Source organism: Natrinema sp. HArc-T2 (assembly GCF_041821085.1).
Taxonomy (GTDB): domain Archaea; phylum Halobacteriota; class Halobacteria; order Halobacteriales; family Natrialbaceae; genus Natrinema.
The window spans coordinates 33,956-46,332 of the sequence record NZ_JBGUAZ010000009.1 but is presented as its reverse complement, the minus strand read 5'-3'; the positions used below and the strand labels follow the sequence as shown (position 1 = coordinate 46,332).

8 protein-coding genes and 1 pseudogene are annotated in these 12,377 nt (G+C 55.7%); 8 read left to right on the top strand and 1 reads right to left on the bottom strand.

Annotated features, from left to right (window positions below; translation table 11 throughout):
• Window positions 1-421: 421 nt before the first annotated feature.
• Window positions 422-976, top strand: a complete 555-nt coding sequence (locus ACERI1_RS16810) for a hypothetical protein (RefSeq protein ID WP_373619617.1) — start codon at window positions 422-424, stop codon at window positions 974-976.
• A gap of 60 nt (window positions 977-1,036) precedes the next feature.
• Here the strand turns inward: ACERI1_RS16810 and ACERI1_RS16805 are convergent, their stop codons facing one another.
• Complete coding sequence (locus tag ACERI1_RS16805; RefSeq protein WP_373619616.1) at window positions 1,037-2,002, bottom strand: transcription initiation factor IIB family protein; 966 nt, start codon at window positions 2,000-2,002, stop codon at window positions 1,037-1,039.
• Window positions 2,003-2,805: 803 nt separating this feature from the next.
• Here ACERI1_RS16805 and ACERI1_RS16800 point away from each other — a divergent pair.
• The 7 genes and pseudogenes from ACERI1_RS16800 (at window position 2,806) to phaC (ending at window position 12,314) form a co-directional block, all read left to right on the top strand.
• Window positions 2,806-3,771, top strand: a complete 966-nt coding sequence (locus ACERI1_RS16800; RefSeq protein ID WP_373619615.1) for an anion permease — start codon at window positions 2,806-2,808, stop codon at window positions 3,769-3,771.
• Between the two features lie 199 nt (window positions 3,772-3,970).
• Window positions 3,971-4,168 (top strand): annotated as a pseudogene (locus ACERI1_RS16795) (IS5/IS1182 family transposase); the annotation flags it as partial.
• Between the two features lie 397 nt (window positions 4,169-4,565).
• Entirely contained in the window at window positions 4,566-5,633 is a 1,068-nt protein-coding gene (locus ACERI1_RS16790) for a CNNM domain-containing protein (RefSeq protein WP_373619614.1), read from the top strand.
• A 118-nt stretch (window positions 5,634-5,751) separates the two neighbouring features.
• On the top strand, window positions 5,752-6,636 hold the full coding sequence (locus ACERI1_RS16785; RefSeq protein WP_373619613.1) for a universal stress protein: 885 nt from the start codon (window positions 5,752-5,754) through the stop codon (window positions 6,634-6,636).
• Window positions 6,637-7,087: 451 nt separating this feature from the next.
• Window positions 7,088-9,871, top strand: coding sequence for a cation-translocating P-type ATPase (locus tag ACERI1_RS16780; RefSeq protein WP_373619612.1), 2,784 nt, complete (start codon window positions 7,088-7,090; stop codon window positions 9,869-9,871).
• Between the two features lie 289 nt (window positions 9,872-10,160).
• Complete coding sequence (locus ACERI1_RS16775) at window positions 10,161-10,604, top strand: universal stress protein (protein ID WP_373619611.1); 444 nt, start codon at window positions 10,161-10,163, stop codon at window positions 10,602-10,604.
• Window positions 10,605-10,655: 51 nt separating this feature from the next.
• The gene (gene phaC, locus ACERI1_RS16770; protein WP_373619610.1) at window positions 10,656-12,314 is read left to right on the top strand and encodes a class III poly(R)-hydroxyalkanoic acid synthase subunit PhaC; all 1,659 of its coding nucleotides are present in this window, start codon (window positions 10,656-10,658) and stop codon (window positions 12,312-12,314) included.
• Window positions 12,315-12,377 lie beyond the last annotated feature (63 nt).

Sequence of the window (12,377 nt, the reverse complement as noted above, 5' to 3'; positions counted from 1 at the left end):
AAACGAGATATCATGCTGGACAGAGCAATGGCTCCTCGAGAGGCGAACTTTTATGTCGATCCGGGTCGCAGGATTGAGTAGCCAACTCGAGGGGGCGAATTGACGCCCCCGCGACCCAAACCGATGAGCGGTGGGTATATTCTCCGATCTTCTTGCCTCACTGATAGTCATGGATATCACTTAAAACTAGGAGTCCTCACTAGCGGCTCTTCCTCAGTATCGAGCTACGGTAATCGCAAGCAGGCCCACGTATCAACCGTGATGAAATCAGTTCTAGATCGTCGTCAGCATGCATCGAGAGTCTATGACTGTCACTGAGAACGATGGACGAGTACTAACTGAGACTGTCCGAGGCGTCTGGGTCCGTCTCCGGGGCGATACTGCTATATGGCCCGAGTAGTCAGTCTATTGTATACAGAAGATGTCGACAGCTGAACAGGGAGTGGGTCGTGAGGCTAGATATACGCTGCTCACGGTATTCCTCGTCGGACTCCGACGCCGGAATCTAGGCGCCGTTGTCAATGCTGTCGTTGCGGCGATCGGCACATACCTTCCCACGGTCGTCACGCGTGCGTATGGTGTTAAACTCAAGCCGTGGCAGCGAGCCTATGTGAACACTGCAATGGTTACTCATGCTGTCGGCATGCTCGGTCCCTATGACGACGTCTGGTGGTGGGATCACCTTACACACGCACATTCCTCGTCGATTCTGGCCGGAATCGTCTATGTGGTCAGTCGCAGGAAGGGGCGCGATCCTGGCCCACGAGTCGTTGCCGCCGTCATTAGTTTAGGGCTTGTCTGGGAAACCATCGAGTATGCTATTCACGCAACGGCGAAACGCCTGGATCTCGAGCCGATACTCGTCACGTACGGCCGGAAAGACACGTTCTTGGACATTGTCTTCGATCTGGTCGGCGCATTACTCGTGGTTGCGTTCGGTGACCGTGTTCTTGACGAGCTCGCGGCCAACGAGTAGCCGGTCTGGCAGCAGTCAGTCGTTTCGTAGCAGTGGTGTATTTCGTCCTCAGCCTCAGTGTCAGTTGAGACCCATCGCTTCGATCTGTTCTTGATACCGATTTCGGATGGTCACCTCAGTCACCTGCGCAACCTCAGCAACTTCCTTTTGGGTCTTTTTCTCGTTACAGAGAAGCGATGCCGCATAAATGGCTGCTGCCGCAAATCCCGTTGGCGACTTCCCTGAAAGCAGACCCTGTTCAGCAGACTCATCGATAATTTCGATCGCCTTCATCTTCACTTCTTCACTCACCTCGAGGTCAGAACAAAACCGCGGGACGTACTCTTTGGGGTCGGCTGGTTTCATCTCGAGGGAGAGTTCCTTGGCGATATAGCGATATGTGCGCCCGATTTCTTTCTTCCCAACGCGAGAGACTTCAGTCACCTCTTCAAGACTCCGCGGAATCCCCTCTTGGCGACAGCCAGCGTAGAGACAGCTCGTGGCGACGCCCTCGATAGACCGTCCACGAATCAAGTCATTGCTGAGCGCTTGTCGGTAGATCACTGATGAGACCTCCCGGACAGAACGGGGGACACCGAGTGCCGACGCCATGCGATCAATTTCCGAAAGCGCAAACTGGAGGTTTCGTTCACCTGCATCCTTGGTTCGAATCCGTTCTTGCCACTTACGCAGTCGATGTAACTGATTACGCTTTTTTGAGGAGATTGACCTTCCGTGTGCGTCCTTATTTTTCCAGTCAATCTGGGTGGTCAACCCTTTGTCGTGCATCGTCTGGGTTGTGGGTGCACCAACCCGGCTTTTGTTCTGCCGTTCGGCATGATTGAACGCGCGCCATTCTGGCCCGTGGTCGATATTTTGCTCTTCGATAACGAGGCCGCACTCCTCACAAATGATTTCGTTACTATCGTTGCTAGCAACGAGAGCGCCTGAATCGCATTCAGGACATGTCTGCTCTTCACTCTCATTTTCGTCGGCTTCCGTTACCGACATCTGGTCGCGTTCGCGCTGCTGCGTTGGCCGCACCATGAATAGACATTCTGACTACTCGTATGGCACTCCAATAATGATTTTGACCCATACTCAGACTCATTCAACTAACCCTCCATCTCAATCGTCTCTGTAGGCGTCAGTCAACTCGCTCTGACATCAAGAAGTGGAACCGAACGAGAAGTCGTAAGATCGGTAGGCGACCTGAAGAAACCCTGTTGTTTTCGAGTGAGAGAGCCACAGTTACTGGATCGACTGATCGACGACGCTCAAAAAGACATCAACAACGATCGAGACTCCAAGAGAGGCTCGCTACCGCTACACAACCGAGGATTGAGGCTTAACTAAAGACCAATGCGCTGCAACAGAGCAACAAAAGTGGAATAGCGTGAGAATCGGAAGTGAACGTCGTGGAGGCGTGTATACCGCTGACGGCGACTGAGAAACTGTACTAGGCACCGGCAAGTAGCCGCCGTCGTCGGGTCGTCTCAGCTACTTCCCGGGCACGCTCGACCAAACAGTGCTGTACTGGTCGATCGACGATCAATCGGTCGTCAAGAATCGTCGAACGGACGCCCGAACCGTTTCGACCTGCGGAGTGCGGACGGTTTTCTCCACGATTCGATCAGCGGGGGATCCCCCGGTGTTGTTGGGTCCCATGATGGATCCATAACGTATACCGACAGCCCGTGATGGATTGTTCGTCGGCTATTCATGGCGGCCGCTCCAACTTCGACTGGGCCATGCAACGGTCACGTCTCACGCCGGATAATCCTTTGGAAGTCGTACACTGCGATTTCGATACGCTTTACACCAACGTCTACGGTTTCGCAAGTGACGACATGCCATCACTGGTTCTCCTGGCCGGTGCGTTTCTCGTGTCATTCGCCGTTGCAGCAGTGACCGGCGCGAGTAGTGTCTCCGTCTCAATGGCACCTGCGATCGGGGCGAACTCGGTCGGGGTACTCCGGGGAGCGTTCCTCGTCGGAATCGTCGGATTCGTCGGTGCCGTCATCCAAGGTGCGGCGGTGACACGCGGCGTGGGGACGGAAATCGTCTCCGGAACCATCACCTTCGAGATGGGGACGATCGCACTGCTCGTTATCGGACTGTACGTCGGACTGGGAATCTACTTCGAACACTCGATCCCCGTCGCGTTCTCGACGTTCGGCGCGGTCGCTGGAGTCGGTTTGGCGGCAGGCTACAGTCCAACCCTCGGCTACTGGTATCTCACGATCGCATCGTGGGTCGTGTCCGGGGTCGTCGCCGTGGTCCTGGCGTACGGAATAGTCGTCCTCATACGGCGATACGTTCCGGAGTCGGCCCAAATGGATCGTGCGGTCGACAAGGCGGTCCTGTTCGCGGGAATCGTGTTTTCGTTCATCGGTGGCGGCAGCCAAGTCGGACTGGCAGTCGGACCACTCGTTGGCACGGTTCGTGAACTCGGGTTCGGGATGCTTCCGTTGATCGCGTTCGGCGGACTCGGTATCATGGTCGGCGCGTGGACGAAAAGTCCCGTTATGCTCCAGGCCGTCGGTCGACAGTACGCCAGCCTCGGACAACGAACGTCCCTCGCGGTCCTCTTGACCGCGATTCCGATGGTCCAAATCATCGCGAATACGCTCGGTGTTCCGATCTCCTACAACCACATCATCATCAACAGCATCGCCGGCTGCGGATTCGCTGGTGCGGGAAGCAGCGTAGATACACGCAAATATGCCGGAACACTTGCAAGTTGGATCCTGACCCTCCTCGGATCGACGGGAACGGCGTACCTGCTTTACCTCACGAGTAAGTACGTGCAATAGGGCTGGTGACGAATCGTCACCGCTTACTGAACAGGGACAGTTTCAACTGTTCGCTTCATCGGTTATCTCGAGTTCTCTCAAGATGGAGGCTTTCAGCGCCATATTCCGGAAACGAGTCGGTGCTTGAACCAGTGTCGCCGCTGGAGGTTATATCGGAGACTGAGGGTGTCATAGAACGAGTGGCACACCAAAGAGCAGGATGAACGCTGTGGTGGATGAGCCAGCGACCCTGCAAGAGCATTCTTCGGTAGAGACAGAGGCGCTAGCGTTGTTTGAGCACCTCTCCTTCAGGTTTCTCGAAGAGTTCGACGTGTTCGCTCCGGAGAAGACGGGGCGAACACGAGATCATGAGCCACCAGAGATTATGCGTAGCTTCCTCCATTGCTACTACAAAGAGGCTCTGTTGAAATCCTACGCGTTCGACATCATCGTCGCTGAAACAACGGTTAGGTAGGTGTGCTAATATAACAGTCGCGAGTTCGTTTAGAAGCAGAAAGACTACAAGCTTCAAAATGGGAGAAGCGCTATGAAGTGGTTTCGTAACCTTTACCACCGATTTCGCAATTGCTCTTTGATTTTCGCTCTTCCGTAGGAGATTGGTGGCAGTCATTTACCCGGAGAGCCGTGGCTCAAAACCCGCAGATCAAAGTAACGCTACTTACTGTCGGATGGTACGGCTATGGGCATCCTCCCCGGCGTGAACAGTAGGCACCGAACCTAATTCACTACATTCTATGAAATGTCGCAGTGACATTCCCATACTAATTTGTGGTGTCTAACACTACGAGTCATTGATGGAACCACTTGAGATCAGTTTACGAATACTGGCAGGACTCCTTCTCATCGGATTGAACGCGTTTTTCGTCGCAATTGAGTTCGGTCTGACCCGTGCTCGACAGTATCCCGAGTCTGAATTCGACACGCCATCGCTTCAACTTGCATGGGAGATGACCAATGATCTCGAGTTCTATCTAACGACATGCCAGATTTGGATCTCCGGAACGAGCATCGCGTTAGGTATTGTTGCTGAACCTGGGCTGGCAGCACTATTCGAGCCGGTATTCCAGAATACGGCGCTCGCGTCGATCGGGGCAGGCTCATTACTTGGCTTTTTGCTTATTAACTTGATTCATCTCACACATGGCGAACAGACACCGACCTATCTCGGTGTCGAACGTTCAAAGCAAGTTTGTCAGTACGGGGCACGACCACTCTACTGGTTCGCGAAGGTGCTTGCCCCGGCGATCTGGTTCGGAGACTGGATCGCAAAGGGAACGCTGAAACTGTTCGGCATCGAGATGACTGGTGCATGGCGTGAAACTGAACAGGAAGTCATCGAGTCACGAGCGGATCTCCGCAATCGACTCGGTTCTGTCCTCGATGAAGGCAATCTCGCGCCAGAGCGGCGGGAAGAGGTTATGAATGCACTCAACATCGGAGAACAGCCCGTTCGTGAGGTGATGGTCCCCACTGATGATATTGTTGCCCTCTCAACGGCGGTTGATTTCGAGGAGAATTTCAACCGAATCGAAAAGCAACCACACACACGGTATCCATTGATCGGTGACGATCTTACAGATTTCCGTGGTATCATCTACTTCCCAGTGTTAGGCGGATATCGCGATGAAATGGCTACAGGAGACCTCAATCTCGAAGAGATCGCTGCTCCGCCGATGACTCTGTCGCCAGATGTCGATATAAGCGATGCTATCGATCAGTTTCAGGCCGAACATCAAGAACTCGCGTTGGTAATAGAAGATGGGGAAGTCATTGGAATGGTAACAGTGACAGACCTCTTAGAAGCAATCATGGGAGACATTGAGGACCCTATTGATGATTATCTCAATCGCGAAAAAGCGTAGCCACAAAGGCTGTCGACTGTATTCTGTGGAGATCTACAGGAACAACCTCCGTAGGACTTACCTCATCCCTCTATAACCATCCCCTCTTGTTTTGTGTACTCAACCCAAGGATCTACATATGTTCGATACCCTTCTCTTCCCAGTTGACGAGAGCGATGGGGCGACAGACGTATTTGAGCACGTCCTCGATATCGCGACCGCACACGATTCGACAGTCCATATCCTCAACGTGGCGGATACAACACGAGATAGTGTGACACGAATTCGAGGGGAAGTCGTGGATGCCCTCGAACAGGAAGGCGAGCAACTCGTTCGAGAGACAGCCGACCGTGCCAAGCAACGGGGCGTGAGCACTGTTACAGATGTTCGACAAGGAGACCCATACAGAATCATCATCGACTACGCTGAAGCGAACGACATTGATCTCGTCGCTATGCCCACTCACGGTCGGCAAGGCCTCGAGCGCTTGCTCCTTGGGAGTACCACCGAGCGGGTAGTCCGACGATCGGACGTCCCAGTCCTCACGATGCAACCAGATGCAGCCGACGAACGCCAGTACCCATATGAAGATGTCCTCGTCCCAACTGATGGAAGTGACTGTGCGAATCAAGCACTCGCAATGGGCGTAGACGTCGTGAACGCCGAGGAGACAACGCTTCACCTCCTCTCCGTCATCGCCCTCACAAGTCTCGGTGTCGACGTCCGGAGCGACATCCAGCAATCGATATTAGAGGAAAGCGCGACCGAGTTGCTCGACGAGGCAGCGGAATTCGCAGCGAACGCTGGCGTCGAGCCAGTTTCGAAGACAGTCGAACACGCCCCCTCGATTCCCAAAGCGATTCTCTCGTATATTAACGACCACAACGTCGATCTCGTCGTTGTCGGGACACACGGTCGAACTGGCTTCGATCGATACATGCTCGGAAGCGTCACGGAATCGCTCATTCGGACATCACCGGTTCCTGTTCTAACGGTTCGAGAGCCTGTCGAGAATGGTGAGTGACGCACCGAACTGGTACCTTTGTTCATATGGATGTCCACTGTCTGGTCGACTATGAGAGAATTCAAACCCGAAGAACCGAGAACGCGAGCAGCGGTTGCCACGTCCCTCCATCAATTGACTGGCCACTCGAAGACGACAGCCCAGTCACGCTCGAAATTGGGGGATGACGGGTGACGCGTGATTTCGTCGACTCGTTCACGTTCGAACGCGAGGAGAACGCTGACTGGTCACACAGAGATCCAAAACAGAGTATCGAAGCCGCGTTGGCCGATAGAGTGAAGCGACGACAGCCGAGGACAGACCACGGGATATCGGGCCGGCTGTGGACCGATAGCGTTCCGGTATTCATCGGGCCACCGTCGGACCCCGTCGAACATCAGGAAGTAGCCCAGCAGTTCGAGGCGTGGGAGGGACACGTAATCGAGCGCCCAGCAGCAGCGAGGTGGACAGTATGACGGGAAATCCTCGAAACGACCGCACAGAGCCGTGGCATGGCAAGTCCACAAGAGACACTCTCGAGACGCTCGAGACTGACGACGGTGGGCTGTCGTCCGCCGAGGCGGGCCGACGGCTCGAGGAATACGGGGAGAATGACATCCGCGAGGCGGAGCGCACGTCGCGCGTCGAACTCCTGCTCTCTCAGTTTCGAAATCCGCTCATGTACCTGCTCGTCGTGGCGGCACTGCTTTCACTCGGCGTCGGGCTCTTCCCGGAGAGTGAACCGAACTACGCCGAAGCCGCGTTCATCGCGTTAATCCTGTGTGTGAACGGGCTATTCGGATTCGTCCAGGATTACCAGGCCACGAGATCGATCGAGGCACTTCGTGAACTCGCGAGCCCGAATGCGATCGGAATTCGTGATGGAACGAAGCAGTCCATCGATTCGAAACGGCTCGTCCCTGGTGACGTAATCTACCTCGAACAGGGCGACGCGGTTCCAGCGGATGCACGGCTCCTCGAAGCAGACGGGCTACGGACGAACGAATCCGCGCTCACGGGGGAGAGTACGCCGGTCGAGAAGAATCCGGAAGCCGTCGATGACGATACGCCACTAGCCGACCGGCGTAACATGGTCTACATGAATACGACCGTCGTGAAAGGGCGCGGGAGAGCCGTCGTTGTCGAGATCGGTATGGAAACGGAGGTCGGCGGGATCGCAACCCAGCTCGGCGAGTCCGACGACCGACAAACCCCGTTCGAGGCGGAAGTCAAACAGCTCGGAACGCAAATCGGCGCTCTCGTCGCTGTCCTCATCGTCCTCGTCACTGTCGTCCAGTTTCTCTTTACCGCGACGGGTATCGTCTCAGTCCTTCTCGTCAGTATTACCCTGGCCGTTGCGGGAGTCCCGGAGGGATTGCCTGCGGTAGTGACGTTTACGCTCGCGCTTGGAGCCCGAAAGATGGTCGATCGAAACGCCCTCGTCAGACGACTCCCAGTCGTCGAGAGCCTCGGATCGACCGACGTCATCGTCACCGACAAAACCGGAACACTCACCGAAGAACGGATGACGGTGACACGCCTCTACGCCGCTGGAACCGTCGTCGAGTCGTCCGATCTCAGTCCGGTATCGGCCGACGGGAACGGAGGGAGTCAGCGAACGGACACTCGGCACAGCCAGGACATTGACCAGGCACTCGAGTGGCTTCTCCGATGTGGTGCCGCGTGTAACAATGTGGAACGAACAGACGAAAACGAGTACAGAGGCGAGCCGACCGAGATCGCGGTCCAGCGAATGGCGGACGACGCCGGTGTCGATCGGCCCGGCGAGCGGATACGCGAGATTCAGTTTTCCTCAGAACGCAAACGGATGACGGTACTCGTCAATGGCGACGAGCCAACCGCCTACATGAAGGGTGCGCCGGAAGTCGTGCTCGAGCGGTGTGACCGCATCCTCGAGGATGGCAAAGTGTGTGAGCTTACCGACGCGAAACGACAAGACGTCCTCAAGCGAACCCAGTCGTTTGCAGAGGATGCACTTCGTGTCCTCGGCTTCGCATCGAAGACGGTCGACGATCCAGACGCGGATGCGGACCAGATCGAGGACGGGATGGTATTTCTCGGTCTCCAAGGAATGCTCGATCCGCCCCGTGCAGAAGTCGAACAGGCGATCGCCGACTGTCAGTCCGCGGGCGTTCGGCCAGTCCTGGCGACCGGTGACAATATAACGACTGCCAAGGCGATCGGCGAGCAGATCGGGTTCGACCCGGAAGGCGCGCTTACCGGCAGCGACATCGACGACCAGTCGGACGACGCGTTGCGCGACACCGTCGAAGAGGTCGACATTTTTGCACGAGTTACACCGGACCACAAGGTCAGGATACTGTCCGCGTTACAGGCGAATGACCACAACGTCGCGATGACCGGCGACGGCGTCAACGATGCGCCCGCACTCACACAAGCCGATGTCGGGATCGCCATGGGGAATCGTGGGACCGACGTCGCACGGCAGGCGTCGGATATGATCCTCCGTGACGACAACTTCGCGACAATACGAGACGCAATCGAAGAGGGGCGAGGGATATTCGAGAACGTTCGAAAGTTCGTCAACTACCTCGTTTCGACCAATACCGGTGAGGTCCTGGTGGTGTTTCTTGGTGTCCTGCTTGGCAGTCTGCTGTTTCCCGAGCGATTTACAGGAACTTCCCAGGCACTGATTCTGACTCCCGTCTTGATCCTCTGGATCAACCTCGTCGCGGATACGCTGCCCGCGCTCGCCCTTGGGGCGGATCCACACGCTGCCGGACTCATGGAGCGGCCTCCGAGACCGTCGGACGAAGGCGTGATCAATACGCGTGTGCTCGTGTCGATCGTCACGATCGCCATGTTACTGGCGATTATCGGTCTCGGGCTTTTCTTTTATGGCCTCGAGGCCACCGGCTCGCTCGTCCGTGCACAGACGCTCCTGTTTACGTTCATCGTCGTCGGGGAACTGATCCGGATCTACGTCATTCGCTCTCGGTACGGTCTGACCCTCGGATCTAATCTGTGGTTGTTGGCCGCTATCGGGTTCTCGTTTCTCCTCCACCTGATAGTTCTGTACACCCCAGTACACGACTTCTTCCAAGTTGTTCCGCTTGCTGTTCACGAGTGGGGGTGGATCGGCGTTGCCTTCATTGCGTTCCTTCTTCTCAACATTCTCACGTCTACCGTCTATGACCGACTTTTCCGCTCGTCAACGACAAGCGAGCAGGTGCGAGTTGAGGACCATCAAAAACAGGACGACAAGCAGCGATAATCCGCCGATACATCCATCTTGGAACATTCGTCTTGAGCTAATTTCAGGCGTCGCTCTTGTGTAGCACATTGTTGATGCGGAGCCGTCCTGCGATTCTGCGGCGAGTGCAATAGATCGCGAACTTGCATCTCAGTGACTCTGGCGGCCAAGTCTTGACTCGAGCCGACGGCAGGAAACTGTATCAACAATCTCCGCCACAAGAGCGTCAGGCGTTAACACCACTCCCAAGGGCCGAGCGAGTAGGGGGTTCCCTACAAGAACTAACTCGCTTCCTGTTGAGTCACCACGCATGGGATCAATTCTGTTGGCCACTGATGGCAGCGAATACGCCAGACAGGCGGCCAAACAGGCAATCGAACTCGCAGCAGATCGCGGGGTACCGCTGCATGTCATCTGTGCCGTCGACCAGCGTCGCTTCGACGATACTGCCCTCAGTTCGGCGGAACTGGCGACTATCTACGCTGCTGATCACGCCGCAATATGCATCGAAGAGGTCGCGGAGATGGCAGCAACAGAAGACGTTCGCGTCGTGGGAGACACTCGACACGGGAGTCCACACGATGTCATCCTCGAGTACGCCGACGAGGTAGACGCAGAAATCATCGTCGTCGGGGAACATGGCGACCACACAGAGCACTTCTCGGGGGTTCGTCGGAAACTCCTCGAGGAGAGTGATCGGGAGGTTCGCATCGTCGAAGGGACTGGTGGGAAAATCACGGAGGAGTCTGGATAACACGATGGCGGGACAGTACGCCTCAGAAACAACGTTCACGAGAGGACGACTATGACCTCGGACGACAACCAGCAATGGCCTCCATTCGAGATCCTTCTCTCGGCCCAGCAGACGGTATTCGAAACGACCACAGATGTCGTTCGCAAAGCGACTGTCGCCCAAGACCGGCTCCAGGACGCCGCGTCCGCCGATGTCGGTCAGACTCCGAATGAAGTCGTCTACACGGAGAACAAGCTCGAATTACTCCGCTACGAGTCGCTTACCGAGAACCAGCATCAGATTCCGATTCTCATCGTTTACGCCCTCATCAACCGACCGTATATCCTCGATCTCCAAACAGACCGATCGATCGTCCGCCGACTGCTGGAAGCCGGTCACGACGTGTACCTCATCGATTGGCACGAGCCGTCACACCTCGATCAACGGCTCGGACTCCAAGACTACGTCAACCGTTACATCGACAATTGCATCGACGATATACGCGAGCGATCGGGTCAGGACGCCATCAATGTCCTTGGCTACTGCATGGGCGGCACGATGTCGGCCATCTACGCCGCGCTCCATCCGGAGAAAGTGAATGCACTCGCGCTGATGGCAACTGGCCTGTACTTTGACGACACCGGCGGCGTTCTTGAGCTGTGGGGCGACGAGGACTATTATGATCCGCGGACAGTGACCAATACGTTCGGGAACGTCCCCGGAGAGTTTCTCGCTGCTGGCTTCGATGTGATGGATCCGGTAGCCAACAACATCACGAAGTACGTGCAGTTGTCCAATCGACTCGAAAACGAGGATTTCGTCCGAAACTTCGCGCGAATGGAGCAGTGGCTCTCCGATAGCGTCGACGTCGCTGGTACAGTCTATGCTGAGTTCCTCGAAGAGATCTATCAGGACAATCTCCTCTACGAGAACGAACTGACCATCGACGGCGAACACGTCGACGTCACGAACATCGATATGCCCCTTCTACAAATTGTCGGTGAATATGACGTTCTCGTTCCGCCGGCAGCGAGCAAACCGTTTAACGATGTCGTCGGGACTGCTGACGTTTCGACCATCGAATATCCCAGCGGCCATGTCGGTCTCGCGATGTCCAATGGGGCTCATCGAGATCTCTGGCCCGAAGTCGCCGAGTGGTTCCTCGAGCAATCCGAGCGGCCAACACTCGCAGACGTTATTAGCGACGGTATCGAGGAAACACTCGGTATCGACGTTGAAACCAATGTCACGGTTGGTGACGTCGACGAATTGGAAGTGGTCCTCGCAGACGACGACGGTGAGCTCGAACGTGGAATGGTAACTCGTGATGCGACAGCTATCGAGACATTTCTTGAAGACGCACTCGGTCATGAAATCGGTTTGAATACTGGACCACAGGGGATCGCTGTCGAAGTCGAAACCGGCGAGGGCATCGAGACGGTGGTTGTTGAGAACGTCAGCGAGGCGATTCGTACTGAAGTCGAAGAGGCCGTTGACGAGGTGGCTGTCGCTGCCCCATACTCGTACGAGCTTGATGATGTTGGAGGAATCGGACCGGTGTATGCTGAACGGCTTCGATCCGCAGGAATCGAGTCAGTCTCCGAACTTGCTATCGCCGACAGTACACACGTCGCGACAGCCGCTGAGACCACCGAGGAACTGGCAGAAAGTTGGATTGACCGGGGCCAGCAACTGATCGGGACAGAGGGATCGAATAAGAGAGACCAATGAGTGGATCGCGTTGCAAGCCAGCTAAAGTTTAGCACCATGGGAACATGATGCAGCAATGACACT

What these genes read in the sequence shown, in the direction of transcription:
- ACERI1_RS16805 (WP_373619616.1), bottom strand. Translation starts at nt 2,002, where the DNA reads ATGGTGCGGCCAACGCAGCAGCGCGAACGCGACCAGATGTCGGTAACG.
- ACERI1_RS16785 (WP_373619613.1), top strand. Translation starts at nt 5,752, where the DNA reads ATGTTCGATACCCTTCTCTTCCCAGTTGACGAGAGCGATGGGGCGACA.
- ACERI1_RS16800 (WP_373619615.1), top strand. Translation starts at nt 2,806, where the DNA reads ATGCCATCACTGGTTCTCCTGGCCGGTGCGTTTCTCGTGTCATTCGCC.
- ACERI1_RS16790 (WP_373619614.1), top strand. Translation starts at nt 4,566, where the DNA reads ATGGAACCACTTGAGATCAGTTTACGAATACTGGCAGGACTCCTTCTC.
- ACERI1_RS16810 (WP_373619617.1), top strand. Translation starts at nt 422, where the DNA reads ATGTCGACAGCTGAACAGGGAGTGGGTCGTGAGGCTAGATATACGCTG.
- ACERI1_RS16780 (WP_373619612.1), top strand. Translation starts at nt 7,088, where the DNA reads ATGACGGGAAATCCTCGAAACGACCGCACAGAGCCGTGGCATGGCAAG.
- ACERI1_RS16775 (WP_373619611.1), top strand. Translation starts at nt 10,161, where the DNA reads ATGGGATCAATTCTGTTGGCCACTGATGGCAGCGAATACGCCAGACAG.
- phaC (WP_373619610.1), top strand. Translation starts at nt 10,656, where the DNA reads ATGACCTCGGACGACAACCAGCAATGGCCTCCATTCGAGATCCTTCTC.